Origin of the sequence: Ruegeria sediminis (genome assembly GCF_005938215.1) — a bacterium.
Lineage (GTDB): Bacteria > Pseudomonadota > Alphaproteobacteria > Rhodobacterales > Rhodobacteraceae > Ruegeria > Ruegeria sediminis.
The window spans coordinates 428,416-447,255 of the sequence record NZ_VCPD01000004.1; the positions used below are offsets into that span (position 1 = coordinate 428,416).

Annotated in this window: 19 protein-coding genes; 11 read left to right on the plus strand and 8 right to left on the minus strand. The window is 65.3% G+C overall.

The window, feature by feature from the left end; all coding sequences use genetic code 11:
- The first annotated feature begins 40 nt into the window (after positions 1-40).
- Genes FGK63_RS20970 through FGK63_RS13565 form a run of 3 tightly spaced genes read left to right on the plus strand, consistent with a single transcriptional unit; the run spans position 41 to position 2,120 of the window.
- Positions 41-232, plus strand: a complete 192-nt coding sequence (locus FGK63_RS20970; RefSeq protein ID WP_218961142.1) for a hypothetical protein — start codon at positions 41-43, stop codon at positions 230-232.
- Positions 229-1,062, plus strand: coding sequence for a hypothetical protein (locus FGK63_RS13560; protein ID WP_138843104.1), 834 nt, complete (start codon positions 229-231; stop codon positions 1,060-1,062). Before FGK63_RS20970 ends, FGK63_RS13560 begins: the two co-directional genes overlap by 4 nt.
- The gene (locus FGK63_RS13565) at positions 1,059-2,120 is read left to right on the plus strand and encodes an endonuclease/exonuclease/phosphatase family protein (RefSeq protein WP_138843106.1); all 1,062 of its coding nucleotides are present in this window, start codon (positions 1,059-1,061) and stop codon (positions 2,118-2,120) included. Before FGK63_RS13560 ends, FGK63_RS13565 begins: the two co-directional genes overlap by 4 nt.
- Here the strand turns inward: FGK63_RS13565 and FGK63_RS13570 are convergent.
- Positions 2,073-2,981 (minus strand): NAD-dependent epimerase/dehydratase family protein, encoded by a 909-nt coding sequence (locus tag FGK63_RS13570; protein ID WP_138843108.1) that lies wholly within the window; start codon positions 2,979-2,981, stop codon positions 2,073-2,075. The genes FGK63_RS13565 and FGK63_RS13570 overlap by 48 nt on opposite strands.
- An 87-nt stretch (positions 2,982-3,068) precedes the next feature.
- Between FGK63_RS13570 and FGK63_RS13575 the strand changes: the two genes are divergently transcribed.
- Positions 3,069-3,965 (plus strand): LysR family transcriptional regulator, encoded by an 897-nt coding sequence (locus FGK63_RS13575; RefSeq protein WP_138843110.1) that lies wholly within the window; start codon positions 3,069-3,071, stop codon positions 3,963-3,965.
- 130 nt (positions 3,966-4,095) lie between these two features.
- Positions 4,096-5,199: a 3-isopropylmalate dehydrogenase gene (leuB, locus tag FGK63_RS13580; RefSeq protein ID WP_138843112.1), complete on the plus strand. Its 1,104-nt coding sequence runs from the start codon at positions 4,096-4,098 to the stop codon at positions 5,197-5,199.
- Between the two features lie 34 nt (positions 5,200-5,233).
- On the opposite strand, the gene FGK63_RS13585 is transcribed toward leuB, so the two are convergent.
- From FGK63_RS13585 to mgtE, 4 genes are read right to left on the minus strand one after another with little or no spacing between them, the layout of a single operon-like run.
- Complete coding sequence (locus FGK63_RS13585; protein WP_138843371.1) at positions 5,234-6,277, minus strand: succinylglutamate desuccinylase/aspartoacylase family protein; 1,044 nt, start codon at positions 6,275-6,277, stop codon at positions 5,234-5,236.
- On the minus strand, positions 6,277-7,182 hold the full coding sequence (rimK, locus tag FGK63_RS13590) for a 30S ribosomal protein S6--L-glutamate ligase (protein WP_138843114.1): 906 nt from the start codon (positions 7,180-7,182) through the stop codon (positions 6,277-6,279). The genes FGK63_RS13585 and rimK overlap by 1 nt, the downstream gene beginning before the upstream one ends.
- Positions 7,179-7,670, minus strand: coding sequence for an ATP-dependent zinc protease family protein (locus FGK63_RS13595; protein ID WP_138843116.1), 492 nt, complete (start codon positions 7,668-7,670; stop codon positions 7,179-7,181). The genes rimK and FGK63_RS13595 overlap by 4 nt, the downstream gene beginning before the upstream one ends.
- The gene (gene mgtE / locus FGK63_RS13600; protein WP_246044028.1) at positions 7,667-9,058 is read right to left on the minus strand and encodes a magnesium transporter; all 1,392 of its coding nucleotides are present in this window, start codon (positions 9,056-9,058) and stop codon (positions 7,667-7,669) included. Before mgtE ends, FGK63_RS13595 begins: the two co-directional genes overlap by 4 nt.
- A gap of 71 nt (positions 9,059-9,129) precedes the next feature.
- Here mgtE and FGK63_RS13605 point away from each other — a divergent pair, with 71 nt between their 5' ends.
- The 5 genes from FGK63_RS13605 (at position 9,130) to FGK63_RS13625 (ending at position 13,373) form a co-directional block, all read left to right on the plus strand.
- Positions 9,130-9,417, plus strand: a complete 288-nt coding sequence (locus FGK63_RS13605) for a hypothetical protein (RefSeq protein WP_246044029.1) — start codon at positions 9,130-9,132, stop codon at positions 9,415-9,417.
- Between the two features lie 75 nt (positions 9,418-9,492).
- A complete protein-coding gene (locus FGK63_RS13610; protein ID WP_171052650.1) occupies positions 9,493-10,128 on the plus strand; it encodes a paraquat-inducible protein A in 636 nt (211 codons plus the stop codon).
- On the plus strand, positions 10,095-10,733 hold the full coding sequence (locus tag FGK63_RS13615) for a paraquat-inducible protein A (RefSeq protein WP_138843118.1): 639 nt from the start codon (positions 10,095-10,097) through the stop codon (positions 10,731-10,733). The genes FGK63_RS13610 and FGK63_RS13615 overlap by 34 nt, the downstream gene beginning before the upstream one ends.
- Positions 10,730-12,814, plus strand: a complete 2,085-nt coding sequence (locus tag FGK63_RS13620) for an MlaD family protein (RefSeq protein ID WP_138843120.1) — start codon at positions 10,730-10,732, stop codon at positions 12,812-12,814. The genes FGK63_RS13615 and FGK63_RS13620 overlap by 4 nt, the downstream gene beginning before the upstream one ends.
- A 1-nt stretch (position 12,815) precedes the next feature.
- Positions 12,816-13,373, plus strand: a complete 558-nt coding sequence (locus FGK63_RS13625; RefSeq protein ID WP_138843122.1) for a PqiC family protein — start codon at positions 12,816-12,818, stop codon at positions 13,371-13,373.
- A 43-nt stretch (positions 13,374-13,416) separates the two neighbouring features.
- Here the strand turns inward: FGK63_RS13625 and mutT are convergent, their stop codons facing one another.
- The 3 genes from mutT to FGK63_RS13640 are packed head-to-tail and all read right to left on the minus strand — an operon-like array spanning position 13,417 to position 15,896.
- Positions 13,417-13,815 (minus strand): 8-oxo-dGTP diphosphatase MutT, encoded by a 399-nt coding sequence (gene mutT / locus FGK63_RS13630; RefSeq protein WP_138843124.1) that lies wholly within the window; start codon positions 13,813-13,815, stop codon positions 13,417-13,419.
- On the minus strand, positions 13,812-15,038 hold the full coding sequence (gene argJ, locus FGK63_RS13635) for a bifunctional glutamate N-acetyltransferase/amino-acid acetyltransferase ArgJ (RefSeq protein WP_138843126.1): 1,227 nt from the start codon (positions 15,036-15,038) through the stop codon (positions 13,812-13,814). Before argJ ends, mutT begins: the two co-directional genes overlap by 4 nt.
- A 6-nt stretch (positions 15,039-15,044) precedes the next feature.
- Positions 15,045-15,896: a foldase protein PrsA gene (locus FGK63_RS13640; protein ID WP_138843128.1), complete on the minus strand. Its 852-nt coding sequence runs from the start codon at positions 15,894-15,896 to the stop codon at positions 15,045-15,047.
- 175 nt (positions 15,897-16,071) lie between these two features.
- On the opposite strand from FGK63_RS13640, the gene secA reads away from it, so the two are divergent.
- On the plus strand, positions 16,072-18,777 hold the full coding sequence (gene secA / locus FGK63_RS13645) for a preprotein translocase subunit SecA (RefSeq protein WP_138843130.1): 2,706 nt from the start codon (positions 16,072-16,074) through the stop codon (positions 18,775-18,777).
- The last annotated feature ends 63 nt before the right edge of the window (positions 18,778-18,840 follow it).

An 18,840-nucleotide genomic window follows, 5' to 3' on the forward strand; every position in this document is an offset into this window, starting at 1 on the left:
CGTCATTTGACAAACACACGCCACATTTGCGCCCTTAATGATGCAAAGCGGCACCAGTTTCGCCATCTTTTCGCCCGGAATCAGGTATTTCCTGTGCCGTGGCTTGAGTGAAATGCCTCTGGCGGTCACAACTTGGACACAAGGAGGCATCCGCCGGACCGGCGGACTCAAGTTGGAACAAAGGCTCGGCAAAGAACCGGCCTGTCCAGTTTGGAAAGGGTTGGAAAAGTGATTGCTCGCACATCAGGGGCGGCGATACGCGGCATTCTCGTGGCACTCATGGTGCTGACGCCGGCGTTGTACCTGCCCCACTCGACGGCAAACGCGACCGAGATCGTGGTGTTCCTCGCCATTCTCGCGTTCATCCTGACATTCGCCGAATACAACTCCGCCTTCCCAAGCTTCATCGAGTTCCGGGACGCTCCTCCGATCAACCGGCTGCGCTTCGTCGGATTGATGTCGATGGTCACCTTCCTGACGCTGATCTGCAAGCACTCCTATGCGCCGACGACCGCAACCACCCTGTTCCACGGAATGGGCGTGCTGGTGGCCAATGTCGTCGACTTTCCCTATTCGCCGGTGCGGCTCGTCGTGCTGATCCTGCCGCCGCAGGCAAGCCCGGCCCTGATCGAAATGGTCCGGATCACCGCCAGCGTCGCCTATGTCGCCGCGCTGGTCACGGTGGCGAGCTTTGCCTACGCCCTGCGCGTCCGCGGCTGGCCCACGGGCAACGGCGCGTTCAACGTCTGGATCAACCTGCCGCTCTTCGACCCGACCGCCGGCGGCGACGTCGTGACCCGGATGCAGCGGGACGGCCGCATCAACATCATTGTCGGCGTTCTGCTGCCCTTCGTGATCCCGGCCCTGGTCAAACTGGCAGCGGATTACGCCAGCCCGATCACGCTCTCGAATCCGCAGACGGTGATCTGGACGGCAAGCGCCTGGGCGTTTCTGCCGGCCAGCACCATCATGCGCGGCATGGCCATGCTGCGGATCGCCGGGCTGATCGCGGAAAAGCGCCGCGCCTATTCCACCGCCGAGGCTGCCCAGCAGGCTGCATGATCCGAGCCCTCCTGTTTCTGCTGCTGCCTTTCACGGCGCAGGCCGAGACGCTGCGCATCGCGACCTTCAACACCGAACTCAGCCGCGACGGGCCCGGCCTGCTGCTGCGCGACATTCGCGGCGGCGACCGACAGGTCATGGATGTCGTGAGCGTGATCGCCGCCGCCGCGCCGGACGTGATCGCGCTGCAGGGCATCGACTGGGATTTCAACGGCCTGGCCCTGCAGGCACTGGCCGAGCGGCTTGCCGAGGCGGGGGCGCAATACCCTCACCGGTTCTCGCGGCAACCGAACGCGGGACTGGAAACGGGGCTCGACCTCGACGGTGACGGCAGGCTGCACGGCCCCGGCGACGCGCAGGGATGGGGACAATATACCGGGCAGGGCGGTCTGGCGGTCCTGTCCCGATATCCGATCGCGGACCGAGAGGCGCGCGATTTCTCGGGCCTCCTGTGGCGGGACCTTCCCGGCGCCCGGCTGCCCGAAACGGACGGCCGGCCGTTTCCTTCGCCCGATGCGCAAGCCGCGCAGCGCCTTTCCTCAACCGCGCATTGGGTTGTGCCGATCGACGCGCCCTCCGGCCGGTTCGAGCTTTTGACTTTCCACGCCGCGCCGCCGGTCTTCGACGGTCCCGAAGATCGCAACGGGCTGCGAAACCGCGACGAGCTCCGCTTGTGGCAGGTGTTTCTCGACGGCGCGCTCGGCCCCGGCCCCGATGGGCGGTTCGTCATCGCGGGCGACGCCAATCTGGACCCGAAAGACAGCGAAGGGCATACGGCGGTCATGCAAGGGCTGTTGTCGGATCCCCGGCTGCAAGACCCGAGACCGCGCAGCGACGGCGCCGCCCAAGCCGGTCCGCAAGGGCACCGCGCGCCAGACGATCTCGACACAGTGGACTGGGATGGCGCCGGCAGGCTGCGTGTGGACTATGTGCTGCCCTCGGCCGGATGGCGGGTCGTCGGCGCCGGCGTCCACTGGCCGGCACCGGATCAGGAAGGTCACGACACGGCGTCACGCGCCAGCCGCCACCGCCTGGTCTGGGTCGACCTTGCCCGCTGACATCCCGGCGGGAATGGCCGTGCGCAATGCGGCCTCGATATCGGTCTGTACAAAATCGCCAACCAGCGTGTCGAAGAACGTACCATCCAGACAATGTGGCGTATTCCAAAGGTAACGCATCTCGATCAGGTGCGGCGCCAGCCTCCAGAAGGGCCGGGCCAGCTGGACCGGCCACCACTTCATCCTGGCCACCGAAACCTCTCGTCCGGTGTTCCGCGACAGCGCTTCCGCGATCTGCCGCCCCGTCAGGGTGTAGCCCGCAAACGGCACATCCGCGAATCGGGGCAACTCGCCGCGCATCTCGGCCAGCGCCACCGCCGCGCGGGCAAGGTCGGGCAGGTAGCCCCAGGCATGGGGAACATCCGGGTCACCGGGATAGATGAAACGCCCGCGCGCCAGCGGCTTGATCATGACCCGGTCGAACCAGTTGCCCGAGGTCTCGGTATCGATGAAATCACCGGCGCGCAGGATGATCGTCCGCACGTTCGAGGCGCGATAGCCCTCTTCCATCTCGATCCGGATCCGGCCCAGCGGGTTCCTGGCCTGATGCGGCGTGGCCCCGGACCAAGGGCCGGGCGTACCGGCGCCGAACACATAGACGTTCCCCGGCACGATCACGGTCGAACCGCTTGCCGCCGCGGCCTCGATGACCTTCCGGTGCAAACCGGGCAGCTGGCTGGCCCAGTCCGGATAGGGCGGGTTCCAGGCGTTCACGATCACGTCGGCGCCCTGCGCCGCGATCATCAGGTTGTCGGTGCGGCGATCGAATCCGCGGACGCTCCAGCCCGATTTCGCGAAAGCTTTCGCGGCATTCCGGCCAAAACGCCCGGACTTTCCTAGAACGAGCACTGTCTGGGTCATGGGAAACCTCCTGTTCTGCAGACAATACTAGTCATTCATCAGCGTTAGAGAATTGCCGATACTCGCAGAACATGTATTCATTTCTGAATGGACAAGACGACTGCCCTTGCCGACTGGTCCCTGATCCAGAGCTTTCTGGCCGTGGCCGAGACCGGCTCGCTTTCAGCCGCCGCACGCCGGCTTGGCAGCAGCCAGCCTACGATCGGCCGCCAGATCCAAGCGCTTGAGACGGCGCTTGGCGTCTCGCTGTTCATACGACATGCGCGCGGCCTGCGGCTGAGCGATACCGGCGCGCGGATGCTGCCGATGGCGCAGCAGATGCGCGCCGCGATGAGCGCCATCGCCCTGACCGCCGCAGGGCAGGACCAGCAGCTGCACGGAACAGTGCGCATCACGGCGTCGGTCTTTGCCTCGCATTACATCCTGCCGTCCATCCTGGCCCATATCCGCGCCGCCGAACCGGCGATCCAGCTGGAACTGGTTCCTACCGACACGACCGAAAACCTGCTGTTCCGCGAGGCCGACATCGCCGTGCGCATGTACCGGCCGCGGCAGGCTGACATCGTCACCCGGCATATCGGCGACGTGGCGCTTTGCGCCTGCGCCGCGATTTCGTACCTGGAGCGGGCAGGGCGTCCCGAGCGGGTCGAGGACATTCTGGATCACGACCTGGTCGGCTATGACACCAGCGACCTGATCATCGACTCCATGCGCGAAAGGGGCTGGCCGGCGAGCCGCCGGAACTTTCCCATGCGCTGCGACAACCAGAGCGCCTATTGGCAACTGGTCCGCGCAGGCTGCGGCATAGGCTTCAGCCAGCGCTCCTTTGCCGAGGCCGATCCGCTGGTCGAGGCGCTGCCGTTCGATCTGGGCATTCCGCCGCTCCAGGTCTGGCTGGCCGCGCCGCAGGCCATGCGCCAGACCCCCCGCATCCGCAGGGTCTGGGACCTGCTGGCCGAAGGGCTGAAGGCCGCCGATCTCTGACCGGAACCGACGGATCGACAGGCTCTTGTGAAATCAGGATCGAATTTGCCGTGGCTCGGCCGGATCGCCTCATTGACCCGTTGCCGCCCACGCGCTAGGGCCATTGCGACGAAACGCAAGGAGACCGTTCATGTCCAACCCCTCGCTCCTCATCCTGCCCGGAGACGGAATTGGCCCGGAAGTCATGGCCGAAGTGCGCAAGATCATCGATTGGTTCGGCGCGAAACGCGGCCTGGCATTCGACGTGAGCGAGGATCTGGTCGGCGGCTCGGCCTACGACGTCCACGGGGTGCCACTGGCGGACGAGACGATGGCCAAGGCGCAAGAGGCGGACGCGGTTCTGCTGGGCGCCGTCGGCGGTCCGAAATACGACGATCTGGACTTCAGCGTCAAACCCGAGCGCGGCCTGCTGCGCCTGCGCAAGGAGATGGACCTGTTCTCAAACCTGCGCCCGGCGCAGTGCTTCGACGCGCTGGCCGATTTCTCGTCGCTCAAACGTGATATCGTGGCCGGTCTCGACATCATGATCGTGCGCGAACTGACCTCGGGCGTCTATTTCGGAGAGCCGCGCGGCATCTTCGAAGAGGGCAACGAACGCGTCGGCATCAACACCCAGCGCTACACGGAATCCGAGATCGAACGCGTCGCGCGCTCGGCCTTCGAGCTGGCGATGCGCCGGAACAAGAAGCTCTGTTCGATGGAAAAGGCCAACGTGATGGAATCGGGCATCCTCTGGCGCGAGGTGGTGACCCGCGTCGGCAAGGACTATCCCGAAGTGCAGCTCAGCCACATGTATGCCGACAACGGCGCCATGCAGCTTGTGCGCGCGCCGAAGCAGTTCGACGTCATCCTGACCGACAACCTGTTCGGCGACCTCCTGTCGGACTGCGCCGCGATGCTGACCGGTTCCCTGGGCATGTTGCCCTCGGCCAGCCTCGGCGCGCCGATGGCCAACGGCCGTCCCAAGGCTCTCTATGAACCGGTACATGGCTCGGCCCCCGACATTGCCGGCCAGGGCAAGGCAAACCCCATCGCCTGCATCCTGAGTTTCGCCATGGCGCTGCGCTACAGCTTCGATCAGGGCGCCGAGGCCGACCGCCTGGAAGCCGCGATCGAACAGGTTCTGGCCGACGGCGTGCGCACGGGCGACCTGCTGGCCGAAGAGGGCGTTGCACCTGTTTCGACCGCGCAGATGGGCGACGCCATCGTGGCGGCGCTGGACGCAAGCCTCTGAGACTTCGGCCCGCGGCGGTTCGCGCCGCCGCGGGTCAGATGATTTCGTCCTCGTCGAACATCGGATCGTCACCAAGCTGGGTGCTGATGTCCTCGACCGTGCCTTCGGCTTTTTCGACCGACACGACGCGGCCAAGGTGAAAGACGGCGTCGCCCTCGTTCACGATCGGCATGACGGCCCGGCCGACGATCAGCCCGTCGAATGGCGCGAGGATCTCTTCCTCTTCCTCTCCGAACGGGTCCGAAACCGAGGCCATGAGATCCCCCTGCCGCACCAGCTCTCCATCGGCCTTGTAGACCCGCAGCAGACCGCCGATCGGCGCCCGCAGCCATTTGCTCGACTGGCAGAATTGCGGCGTGGCCTTGGGCTTCGATATCCCCTTCGCCGAAATCATCTTCATGTGCCGCATGACGCGCAGGATGCCGGCCAGACCGGCCCGAATCGAGATTTCGTCGAAGCGCAGCCCCTCGCCCGCCTCGTAGAGCAGAATGTCCTTGCCGATGGCCTTCGCCGCCCCGCGCAGAGAACCGTCGCGCAGCGGCGACTGCATCACGATGGGCGCGCCGAACACCTCGGCCAGTTCGCGGGTTCTGGGGTTGTCCGGGGAAATGCGGATCTGCGGATAGTTGATGCGGTGGATGGCGGCGGAATGCAGATCGACGCCGAGGTCGGACTTGGCCACGACTTCGGTCATGAACAGGTTCGCCAGCCGCGAGGCCAAAGAGCCGTGCTCGCTGCCCGGAAAGGCGCGGTTCAGGTCGCGCCGGTCCGGCAGGTAGCGCGAGCGGCTGATGAACCCGAAAGCGTTGACGATGGGCACGGCGATCAGCGTGCCCCTGAGCGTGGACAGGTTGGGCGCGCGCAACAGGCGGCGGATGATCTCGACCCCGATCACCTCGTTGCCGTGTACGCCGCCGCTGACAAAGACCGTCGGCCCGTCCTGCCGCCCATGCACGACATGCACGGACATGGTGACCGGCGTGTGATCCGACAGCACGCTGACCGGCAGATCGACGGTGCGCCGCGAACCGGGCGCCACCTTCACCGAGCCGATGGTGAATGGCGGGCGGCTTTTCATCATCCCTTGCCCCTGGTTCTCGTGGCGCCGGCCTTGGCGTTCTTTTCCAGAAATTCGATCATCTTGCCCGCGATGTCGAGACCGGTCGCCTTTTCCACGCCTTCGAGGCCGGGCGACGAGTTGACCTCCATGATGACCGGGCCGTGATTGGCCCGCAGCATGTCCACGCCGCAGGCGTTCAGCCCCATGGTCTTCGCCGCCCGCAGCGCGGTCGCGCGCTCTTCCGGGGTCAGCTTGACGACCTGGGCCGAACCGCCGCGGTGCAGGTTCGAACGGAACTCGCCCGCCGCGCCGGTCCGCTTCATCGCCGCCACCACCTTGCCGCCTATGACGATGGCGCGGATATCCGTGCCGCCCGCCTCCTTTATGAATTCCTGCAGCATGATGTTCACGCCCGCGCCCCGAAACGCCTCGACCACGGATTTCGCCGACCGGTCGGTATCCGCCAGAACCACGCCGATGCCCTGGGTGCCCTCGAGCAGCTTGATCACGATTGGTGCGCCGCCGGCAAGCCGCAGCACCTCTTCCGTCTGCTTCGGATCATGGGCGAAGGTGGTGACGGGCAGACCGATGCCGTCGCGCGCCATCAGCTGCATCGACCGCAGCTTGTCCCGCGACCGGCCGATCGCCACGCTTTCGTTCAGCGGATAGACGCCCATCATCTCGAACTGGCGCAGCACCGCGGTTCCGTAGAACGTGACCGAGGCGCCGATCCGCGGAATCACAGCGTCGTATCCCGTCAGCTTTTCGCCGTTGTAATAGATCTCGGGACGGCGGCTGGCGATGTTCATGTAGCAGCGCAGGGTGTCGATGATATCCAGTTGGTGCCCACGTTCCTCGGCAGCGGCCTTCAGGCGCTGGTGGGTGTAAAGATTGGCGTTGCGCGCCAGCATGGCGATTTTCATCGGTTTTCCTTTCCCTCTTTGCGCTTCGGTCTACCCCGCAAGAGGTGCGCGCGCATGGTATGGACGGCGATGGAGTGGTTTTTCAGCGCGGCGCGCCCCACGATCATCTGGAATGTCATGTTTTTGCGATCGGTCAGTGAAAGATCCACGGGCCAGGACTGATCGCCCAGCCGGAAGGTCGTGCGGATCACGATCCGGTTCTCGGGAACGCCGCTGGTGTTCTTGATGTTCCGCTTTTCCTTCACCGGCGCTTCGATCCACACGTCCGGGCCGCCATCGGTCGATTCCGTCCGGAAGGACACCCAAACGTGCCCGTCGCGCGTGAACCGCCGGATATCCTCGGCATGCAGCGCCGAGGTGCGCGCGCCGGTGTCGATCTTGGCCTTGATGTCGTGCAGCGGCAGGTCCGGAAGATCGACATATTCCATCCAGCCGATGATCGTCGGCAAGGTTTTCAGCGGTTTCACCAATTTCCGTCTGTCGGTCATGAAATCAGCCATGGCATCATCAGTGTCGCGAGGCTGAGCACGAAGAAAAAGCCCGCCATGTCGGTGATCGTGGTCAGAAGCGGGCCGCTTGCGGCGGCCGGGTCCTGGCCCATGCGCTTGAGCATCAGCGGCACGACGCCGCCGATCGACACGGCCAGCACCGTGTTGAGCGCCAGCGCCAGGCCGATCACGATGCCCAGCGCCGGGTTTCCCTTCCACAACCAGGCCACCAGCCCGATCAGGATGCCCAGCGCGATGCCGTTGATGACGCCGACCGAAACCTCCTTGACCCAGACCCGGAAGGCGTCGATGGGACGGACCAGCCCCAGGCTCAGCTCGCGCATGGTCACGCCGACCGCCTGGTTGCCCGAACAGCCGCTCATGTCCGACACCATCGGCAGGAATATGGCCAGCGCGATGACCGCCGCCAGGGTTTCCTCGTAGGCCGAGATCACGCTGGCCGCGATGATGTTCAGAACGATGTTGGCGGCCAGCCACGCCAGACGCCGGCGCGACCGCAGCCAGAGCGGCATCGACCGCAGCTCGTCACCGACGACGCCCTGCCGTTTCAGGCTTTCGCTTTCCGACCGCTCCAGCAGCGCATCGGTGAAGGCCGAGCGCATCACGACGCCGACGAGGACGCCATCGGCATCGACCACCGGCACGCTGAGGAACGGGTTTTCGTCAAATATGTCCTCGAGCTGCTCAAGCGGCATGTCGACCGGCACGGTCAGTGGCGGCACCATGATCGAGGTCAACAGCTCGCTGCGCTTCGCGGTCAGAAGTCCGCGCAGCGAAACGACGCCCACCGGCCTGTTGTTCTGGTCCACGATGCAGGGATGCTGACCGCGATACTGTTCGAAGTCCTCGTCCTCGGCAGCCAGTTCACGCAGCACCTTTCCGACGGTCTGGGTATCGGTGAACCGAAAGACCTCGGACATCATCAGGCCGCCGGCGGTATCGTCCGCATAGGTGGACAGGCGGCGGACATCTGCGGCCTCCTGTTCGTCCATTTCGGACAGGATGGCTTCGGCGTCTTCCTCGTCCAGCTCGCCGATCACGTCGGCCTGAATGTCCGACACCAGCTCTTCGAGGATTTCCGCCGCCCGCTCAGGCTCCAGCCGCTCGACCAGCTCAACCGCCATTTCGTTGGGCGCTTCCTCGACCAGCTCCGCGGCCAGTTCGACCGGGACGAGCTCAAGCACCCGGTCCCGTTCGTCCGGCACCAGCATCAGCAGTTCGCGCAGCGCCTCGCTGCTGGGCAGCGGATCCAGCAGCCCGGCCAGACGCTCGGCATCGCCTGCGCCCACGGCATCCTTGATGCGCTGGGAAAGGTCGCCGCTTTCCATTGGCGGAGTTTGCGTCTCGTTCATGGCATCATCGCTCATTCAGGTTGCCGCCGACTTATATACGTGATAATTTTTTGTCTATAGACAAAAAACTACCACAAGGTATCCAGGTGTCCAGCTACGAAGCCGCTGCTGACGTGCTTGCCAGACTTTATGGCGAGGAATTCGGAGGGAAACCATCCGGCCGCTACAGAATTCCGCAGAAACTGCTCAGGGAACTGCTCGGACGCCGCAGGCTGTATGAAGAGGATGTCACTGCCCTGGGCAGGGCGTTGCTGGAGAGGGGATTCGTCCTGATCGACATGGACAGTTTCTTCGTCGTGATGAGCGCCAACGCCTTTGTCAACTACAGACGGGTAAGCAAAGAAGCCTTGCCCTCGGCCGCCGCATCTTGCTAGCGCAGTGCCGGACACTAGATCCACCGTGAACAACGAAAGCGGCGCCGTGCGCAAGGCCGCCCGGGACATGACGGAATGAGCAGCGCGACGACCATCGACCCCACCATGCTGACCGCCTGTCCCGTCTGCGACGCGCTGCACAGGGACCAAGAGGTGCCGCCGCACCGAACCGCCCGCTGCGCGCGCTGCGGCACCGTGCTGGCCGCGCCGCGGTCGGGGGCGATGACCCGGATCACCATGCTGGCCGCCACCGCCCTGATCCTGATGATCGCCGCCGTGCTGTTCCCGTTTCTGGAACTGAGCGCGCAGGGCCTGTCGCAGAGGGCCTCGGTGCTGGATGCGGTGCTGGCCTTTTCGACGGGCCTCATGGCGCCGCTGTCCCTGGCGGTCGCGTTTCTGATCGTCCTGTTGCCGGCGGCGCGCTACCTGGCCATTCTCTACGCGCTTGCGCCGATGGCGCTTGGATGGCACCCCGCCCGCCATGCCATCGCCGCCTTTCGCTGGGCCGAACGCATCAAGCCCTGGGCGATGGCCGAGATCTTCATCATCGGGGTGGCGGTCGCGCTCGTCAAAGTGGCGGGTCTGGCGCGTGTCGAGCTGGGACCGGCATTCTGGGCCTTTGCGGCGCTCGTCGTCGTCACCATCATCAAGGACAACTACATTTGCAGGCCGACGGTATGGAAAACCCTGGAAGAACGCAGCCGGTCCTGACGGCCCGCGGCGCGGGCTTCGTGGGCTGCCGGGCCTGCGGGCGGGTCAATCCGCCGGACGCCAGAACCTGCGTCCGCTGCCGCAGCGCCATCGAGCCCGACGACCCGGCCAGCCTGCAGCGGGTCTGGGCCTGGCTCGCCGCCGGTCTGATCGCCTATGTCCCCGCCAACATCTACCCGATGCTGCGCACGACGACGCTTGGCCATACCTCGGAAAACACCCTGATCGGCGGCGTGGTCGAGCTTCTCAGCCACGGCGCCTATGGTGTCGGGCTGATCGTCTTCGTCGCCAGCATCGTGATCCCCGTCGCGAAATTCATCGCCATTGCCTATCTCGCCGTTTCCGTCCGCCGGCCCGCGGCGCTCGGCAGCCACGGGCGGCAGGTGCTTTTCGAAGTGGTCGAGTTCATCGGGCGCTGGTCGATGATCGACGTCTTCGTGGTCGCCATTCTCTCGGCCCTTGTCCAACTAGACTTCGCCGCCGCCATCAATCCCGGCGCCGCGGCGGTGAGTTTCGCACTTTCGGTTGCATTTACGATGCTGGCGGCGCAGAGCTTTGATCCGCGCCTGATCTGGAACGCCAACGAGCGAGTACAAGTCACATGAGCCAACCCGAACCCGCCGAGATGAAGATCTCCGGTCCCCGGCCGTCCTTCTGGCGGAACCTGTCCTTCGTCTGGCTGGTCCCGGTGGCGGCGCTTGCCGTGTCGCTGGGGGTCGCCTGGAAGGCCTACAGCGACCGCGGCGTCCTGATCAGCATCACCTTCGCCAACGCCGCCGGGATCGTCGAGAACGAAACCACGGTCCGCTACCGCGACGTAGTCGTCGGCCATGTCGAGCGGGTGGGCTTCGGCGACGACCTTTCGCAGGTTGTTGTCTCGGCCCGGATCGACAAGGACATCGCTCCCTTCCTGGACGCGGACGCCACCTTCTGGGTGGTGCGCCCCGAGGTCAGCGCGCGCGGCATTTCCGGCCTCAGCACGGTTCTGTCCGGCGTCTACATCGAAGGCGCATGGGATCAGCAGGCCGGCAGCCCGCGCACCCAATTCGAAGGCGCCGACCGGCCGCCGCTGGTGCAGCCCGGGCGCGCCGGGCGTCGCATCACGCTCCGGACCGACGACGGCAGCCTGATCTCCGAAGGCGCGCCGGTGCTCTATCGCGGCATCGAGGTCGGCCGCCTGGAACAGCCGCGCCTGACGCTGACCGGCAGCAACATCGTGGTGGACGCCTTCATCGAGGCGCCGCATGACCGGCGCATCAATTCGGCCACCCGGTTCTGGGACACGTCGGGTTTCTCGGTCTCGATCGGCGCAGGGGGCTTGTCGCTGGACGTGGACAGCCTCGCCTCGCTGGTCGCGGGCGGGCTCGAGTTCGACACGATCTTCGACGGCGGCCGCCCGGTCGGCGCGGGCGCGGTCTTCGACATCTATCCCGACGAGGCCACGGCCCGCCGCACCGCCTTCGCCCGGACACTGTCCGGCGGCGTGCCCGTAGCCGTCGCCTTCGACGAATCCGTGGCCGGGCTGACGAACGGCGCCGCCGTGCAATACGGTGGCATCCGGGTCGGCGAGGTCAGCAGCCTGAACGCGATCGTGGACAGCGAGGCGGAAACTCCCGAGGTTCGGCTGGTCGCCAACCTGATGCTGGACCCGGTCCTGTTGGGACTGCCCGCCGGTTCCGGCGAGGCCGAAGTTCTAGAGTTCCTGGAACAGGCGGTCGCCACCGGCCTGCGCGCGCGGCTTGCGGCGGCGGGCCTGTTCAGTTCCGAACTGATCGTGGAACTGGTCCGCATCGATGACGCCGCGCCCGCCGCCTTCGACCGCAACGCCGAGCCGCTGCCGGAACTGCCCAGCGCGCCGTCCGATCTGCCCGATTTCACCGCCACGGCTGAAGGGGTGCTGGAGCGCATCAACGACCTGCCGGTCGAGGAGTTGCTTGAGCAGGCGATCCGCACCATGGCCAGCATCGAAAGCCTCGCCTCCGCCGAAAGCACGCGGCAGACGCCAGCGGCCGCCATCGCGCTGCTGGAGGAGACGCGGGCCCTGGTCGCCAACCCCGCCACCCAGGCGCTGCCCGGCGAATTGCGGGCAGTGGTCGCGGATCTGCAGGGCGCCGTTGCCGAGCTGCGCGAAAGCAGGGCGATCGCCACGCTGGCCGAGGCGCTGGAACAGGTCAACGTGACCGCGAACAACTTCGCGACCGCCTCCGAAGACGTGCCCGCACTGGTCGAGGAAATCCGAGCGTTGACCGCCAAGGCCAATTCGCTTGAGGCCGAAGAGCTTGTCCGGGCCGCGCATCAGCTGATGGACAGCGTCGGCGGGCTGATCGAAACCGACGACGCCCGCGCCCTCCCGGCGGCGCTGACCGGAGCGCTGGGCGAAGTGCAGACCACGCTGAGCGAGATGCGGCAGGGCGGGCTTGTGGAAAACGCGAACGCGACCATGGCCTCGACCCGCGACGCCGCCGAAGCCGTGGCCGCGGCCACCGAAAGCCTGCCTGAACTCTCCGCCCGTCTCGACCAGCTGGTCGCGCAGTCCGAAGCCCTTCTCGCGGCCTATGGCGACAGTTCGAGCTTCAATACCGAGACGCTGGACGCCCTGCGCGAAGTCAAGAGCGCGGCGCGGGCGATATCGCAGCTGGCCCGCCAGATCGAACGGAATCCGAATTCCCTTGTTTTTGGAAAGTGACATGAAAACGCACCTCATCCTTCTGGCTTGCTGCGCCGTGCTGCCCGCCTGCGCGTCGAACGAAGCCCTTTACCTGATCGCCCCGACTCCGGGCGAAAAGGCCGTGCGGGTGCAGGCCAGGACCATCGAGATGCGTATGGTGTCGCTGCCCACCTATGCCGCGGCCTCCGAGATCATCGCCCAAACCCCGGACGGGGCCCTGCACGCGCAAGGCAACGCGCTGTGGGCCGACGACCCCGAGCGCGGCATGACCGCCGCACTCGCCCGCGGACTGGGAGAGCGGACGGGGGCTTCGGTGACGATGGAGCCCTGGCCCCTGAGTGACGGCCCGGACGCCAGGGTCGATGTGCGCGTGGACCAGGTCTATGCCCGCGCCGACGGCAGTTTCGAACTGTCCGGACAATTCGCGGTTTCTTCGCCAGACGGCGTCATGCGTGAATTCGTGCGCCGCTTCGACATCCGCACCCCGGTTCAGGGCGAAGGGCCTGCGGCGATCTCCAACGCCCTGGCCGTCGCCCTGTCGCGACTGTCGAGCGATATTGCAGTTGCCATGCGATAGGGCCGAAAAACCGGCTTGAACCGAACCGGCCCGCCAACCGATGTCAGAGCCAGTCGCGCAGGATCGGGATCAGCGGAATATCCGCCGGCGGCATCGGGTAGTCGCGCAGTTCGGAAACGCGCGCCCATTTCAGCGCCTGGCCTTCGCGGGAATGGGGAATGCCCTCCCATTTGCGGCAGGCGAACAGCGGCATCAGCAGGTGGAAGTCGTCGTAGCCGTGGCTGGCGAAGGTCAGCGGCGCAAGGCAGGAAGCCCAGGTGTTGATCCCAAGCTCCTCTTCCAGTTCGCGGATCAGCGCGGCCTCGGGCGTTTCGCCCGGTTCCACCTTTCCGCCCGGAAACTCCCACAAACCGGCCATGGACTTGCCTTCCGGGCGCTGCGCCAGCAGCACCCGGCCGTCCACGTCGATCAGGGCGACCGCCGATACCAGAACGGTCTTCACGAGCGGTAATCCGCGTTGATCTCGATGTATCCGTGGGTCAGATCGCAGGTCCAGACGGTGGCCCTGCCCTCGCCCAGCCCCAGATCGACGGCGATAACCAGGTCCTGGCGCTTCATGTAGGCGGCGGCGTCCGCTTCGCTGTAGCTTGGGCTGACCCAGCCCTTTTCCGCCACAAGTATGTCGCCGAACGAGATGCTCAGCCTGTCCCGGTCGGCCGCGGCGCCGGATTTGCCGATCGCCATCACCACCCGGCCCCAGTTCGGATCCTCGCCCGCAATGGCGGTCTTGATCAGCGGCGAATTGGCGATGGCGAGCCCGTGCGCCTTTGCGTCGGCATCCGAAGCCGCGCCGGTCACGCGGATTTCGACGAATTTCGTGGCGCCCTCGCCGTCTTTCACCACCTGTTGCGCCAGATCCAGCATCACCGCCTCAAGCGCCTCGGCAAAGGCGGCGTTCCCGGTCGCATCCACCCCTGACGCCCCGGTCGCGCCCATCAGCAGCGTATCCGATGTCGAAGTGTCGCTGTCGACCGTGATGCAGTTGAAGGTACGGTCGGTGAGCTCGCCCAGCAACTGCTGCAGCGCGCCCTGCTCGACCCGGGCGTCGGTGAAGATGTAGACCAGCATCGTCGCCATGTCCGGCGCGATCATGCCGGATCCCTTGGCGATCCCCGAAATGGAAACCGTCTTGCCGCCGATCTCGACCCGGGCGCTGGCGCCCTTGGGGAAGGTGTCAGTGGTCATGATGGCCTGCGCCGCCTCTTTCAGCGCATCCGCCTTCAGGGCGGCATTCAGGTCGTCCAGCTTGGCCACGATGCGTTCATGCGGCAGCGGCTCGCCGATCACCCCGGTGGACGACGTGAAAACCCGTTCGACCGGCACGCCGGTCGCGGCCGAAACGGCCCTGGTCACCTTGGCCACCGAAGTCTGGCCATGATGCCCGGTAAAGGCGTTGGCGTTGCCCGAGTTCACCAGGATCGCCGCCGCACCGTCGCTGGGTCCGCCGATCTTGGCCTGGCAATCCAGCACCGGCGCCGAGCGGGTGGCCGATCGCGTGAACACGCCGGCCACCGATGTGCCCGGGTCCATCACGGCCAGCATCACATCCGTCCGGCCCTGATAGCGCACACCCGCCGCCACGGTGGCGAAGCGCACGCCGTCGATCACGGGCAGATCGGGAAAGCCGGCCGGAGCCAGCGGAGACACCTTGGTAATCTTAGCCATCCGGCCTCACTCCTGAACCAGATCCAGCTGCCGCAGTACTTCGGGGCCGACCCCTTCCAGTTCCGGGCGCTCGATCTCGCCTGCCTTGGTCAGCTCGTCCACGCGCGCCTGGATGGCCTCTTGCTGGAGTTGCTGGGCAAGTTCGCCGCGCACCTGCTCCAGCTCGGGGGCCGTGGCCTTGCGCTTGTCGTTCAGGATCACCACGTGCCAACCGAACTGGGTTTGAACCGGTTCCGAGATCTGCCCTTTTTCAAGCGCCACGACCGCCTGTTCGAATTCGGGCACCATCGCGCCCAAGCCGAACCAGCCCAGCTCGCCGCCGTTCGGGCCGGACGGGCCGGTGGATTTCTCCTTGGCGGTTTCGGCGAAATCGGCGCCGCCGTCCAGATCGGCCTTGATCGCCTTGGCTTCCTCTTCGGTCTCGACCAGGATGTGCGACGCATTGTATTCGTCGCCGCCGAAACCGTCCGCGTATTTCTCGTCATAGGCGGCCTGCAGCGCCTCTTCGGTCAGGGCCTCGCGCAGGATGGCTTCGATCGTCTCCGCCGCCAGCAACGACCGCGACTCGTTCTCCAGCGCCAGCGCCACATGTTTCGGCATCTCGCCGCCCTGAACCTGTTTCAGCAGGCTCTGCTGGATGAGCTGGTCCAGAATGGCGTCATAAAGAACCTTGTCTTCGATCTCCTGATATTGCGGCGGCAGGGAGGCGCGGGCGATGATCATGTGACCCAAAGTGATCTCGTCCCCGTTCACGCGGGCCACCACCGTGTCGGCGTCGGCGTTGGTCTCGGCGGCCAGCGGCAGGGCCATCCCGATGGCAAGCGCCAGCGATGGCAGAAAAGTGAAGCCTTTGGGCATTGATTCATCCTATTCTCAGGCCGCGACCGGGCGCGGCGTTGACACTCTATGGCCTGCCGCTTACATCGCTTGAAGCCTTGGACAGGACCGCCTTTCACCCCCCGTATCTATGGGTTGTGCGCTGGGCGGGCAAGCCTGTCGGAACCTCGACACGAACTGATCCGCTGGAGTGAACATGCTGGGACTCGGAACGCTCGCCAAAAAGGTGTTCGGAACGCCGAACGACCGCAAGATCAAGGCGACCCGCCCGCTGGTCGAAAAGATCAACGCATTGGAAGCGGAGTTCGAGAAGCTTACGGATGACGGCCTGAAAGCCAAGACCGAGGAACTGCGCACGCGGGCGCTCGATGGCGAGAGACTGGACGACCTTTTGCCTGAGGCCTTCGCCAACGTGCGCGAAGGGGCCAAGCGGGCGCTGGGCCTGCGCGCCTTTGACGTGCAGCTGATGGGCGGCATCTTCCTGCATCAGGGCAACATCTCGGAAATGAAGACGGGCGAAGGCAAGACGCTGGTCGCCACCTTCCCCGCCTACCTGAACACGCTCACCGGCAAGGGCGTGCATGTGGTGACGGTGAACGAATACCTGGCCAAGCGCGACGCCGAATGGATGGGCAAGGTGTTCGGCATTCTGGGCATGACGACCGGTGTCATCTATTCCGGCCAGCCCGACGCGGAAAAGATGGCCGCCTATTCCTGCGACGTCACCTATGCCACCAACAACGAACTGGGCTTCGACTATCTGCGCGACAACATGAAGTCGGACCTGAACGAGGTCTACCAGAAGCACCACAACTTCGCGATCGTGGACGAGGTGGACTCGATCCTGATCGACGAGGCGCGGACGCCCCTGATCATCTCGGGCCCGTCGCAGGACCGGTCGGATCTCTATGTCGCGATCGACAAGGTGATCCCGTCGCTGCACGACGATCACTTCACGCTCGACGAGAAATCCCGCAGCGTGACCTTCACGGACGAAGGCAACGAGTTCCTCGAACAGCAGCTCCTCACGCAAGGGCTGCTGCCCGAGGGCCATTCCCTCTACGATCCCGAAAGCACCACCGTCGTGCATCACGTCAACCAGGGCCTGCGCGCGCACAAGCTGTTCCAGCGCGACAAGGACTACATCGTGCGCGACGGCAACGTGGTGCTGATCGACGAGTTCACCGGCCGGATGATGCCCGGCCGCCGCCTGTCCGACGGTCTGCATCAGGCTATCGAAGCCAAGGAGGGCGTGGCGATCCAGCCCGAGAACGTCACCCTGGCCAGCGTCACGTTCCAGAACTACTTCCGGCTCTACGACAAGCTTTCCGGCATGACCGGGACGGCCCTGACCGAAGCCGAGGAATTCAGCGAGATCTACGGACTGGGCGTGGTCGAGGTTCCGACCAACAAGCCGATCGCCCGACTGGACGAGGACGATCAGGTCTACCGCACGGCTGTCGAGAAATACGGCGCGATGATCAAGGAGATCAAGAAGGCCAACGAAAAGGGCCAGCCGGTCCTGGTGGGCACCACCTCGATCGAGAAATCCGAGATGCTCAGCCAGATGCTGGGCAAGGAGGGGATCAAGCACAACGTCCTCAACGCCCGCCAGCACGAGCAGGAAGCCCAGATCGTCGCCGATGCGGGTCGCCTGGGCGCGGTGACCATCGCCACCAACATGGCCGGCCGCGGCACCGACATCCAGTTGGGCGGCAATGTCGAGTTGAAGGTTCTCGAAGCCATCGCCGCGAACCCTGAGGCCGACCCGGCGGAATTGCGGGCCGCAGAAGAGGCGCGCCATGCCGAGGAGAAGCAGAAGGTGCTCGAAGCCGGCGGCCTGTTCGTCATGGCCTCGGAACGTCACGAAAGCCGCCGCATCGACAACCAGCTGCGCGGCCGTTCGGGGCGCCAGGGCGATCCCGGTCGCACCGTGTTCTACCTGAGCCTCGAAGACGACCTGATGCGCATCTTCGGCTCGGAACGTCTGGACAAGGTGCTGACCACCCTGGGCATGCAGGAAGGCGAGGCCATCATTCACCCCTGGGTCAACAAGTCGCTGGAACGCGCGCAGGCCAAGGTCGAAGGCCGCAACTTCGACATGCGCAAGAACGTTCTGAAATTCGACGACGTGATGAACGACCAGCGCAAGGTCATCTTCAGCCAGCGCCGCGAGATCATGTCGGCGGAGGACCTGTCCGAGATCGTGTCGGACATGCGCGAACAGGTCATCGACGACCTGATCGACCAGTACATGCCGCCCAAGACCTATGCCGACCAGTGGGACACCGAAGGACTGCATGTCGCGGTCGTCGAAAAGCTGGGCGTGGATGTGCCGGTGGCGGACTGGGCCGCCGAGGAAGGCGTCGATGACGACGCAATCCGCGAGCGGCTGATCAAGGCCGCGGACGAGATGATGGCCAGAAAGGCCGTCGATTTCGGCCCCGAGAACATGCGCAACATCGAAAAGCAGGTGCTGCTGCAGACCATCGACACCAAATGGCGCGAACACCTGCTGACGCTGGAACACCTGCGCTCGGTGGTGGGTTTCCGCGGCTACGCCCAGCGCGATCCGCTGAACGAATACAAGAACGAAAGCTTCCAGCTGTTCGAGAACATGCTCGACAGCCTGCGCGAAACCGTGACACAGCAACTGGCCCGCGTGCGGCCGCTGACCGAGGAAGAGCAGCGGCAGATGCTGGCCCAGATCGCCGCGCAGCAGGCGCAGATGCAGAAGGCCGGCGAACAGGCCGAAGCCGCCGCCGAAGCCGAGGCGTCCGGCGATCCGCTGCCGGGGTTCGTTGAAGACGACCCGAACACCTGGGGCAATCCCTCGCGCAACGACAGGTGCCCCTGCGGGTCGGGCAAGAAGTTCAAGCACTGCCACGGACGCCTGGCCTGATCAACCAAAAGGCGAGTGACACAATGACTCCCAAAGGCGGCCACATATTGGCCGCCTTTTTCT